Here is a 340-nt window from a genome sequence, read left to right as displayed (position 1 = left end):
TAAATTAACTCTAAGAAGCATGTTACATCAAATCCAACAGCTGTATAAACGTAATCATCATTAGCTATACAAAAGGTGTCATTAAGCATCTGATTCAAATTCTGGCTAGCCTTTTTGAAAGACTCCTTGTCATGAAGAAGGGAGGTAACATATGTTGTAATAATATCTTCTGCTTTTTCTTCTTCGTGTACTTGACAGCCTAGGTATTCTAAAGGATCTTCAACAAATGTTTGATCCAGAATTGGGAATAAGTTTTCTATATATTGTGGTTTGAATGTACTTTCTGCTATTAGTATAAAGTCAGTATCAATATTTTTTAACTCTTCACTTACGTTTTGAT

General features: G+C 31.8%; 1 protein-coding gene. It reads right to left on the bottom strand.

From position 1 onward, the window contains the following. Positions 1 to 340 (bottom strand): hypothetical protein (locus AVL50_RS33370; protein ID WP_172826862.1); only part of this gene is annotated, 340 nt, incomplete at both ends.

Source organism: Flammeovirga sp. SJP92 (genome assembly GCF_001583495.1).
Classification (GTDB): Bacteria; Bacteroidota; Bacteroidia; order Cytophagales; family Flammeovirgaceae; genus Flammeovirga.
The sequence above is the reverse complement of the archived record's forward strand: the minus strand, read 5'-3'. Positions and strand labels throughout refer to the sequence as shown.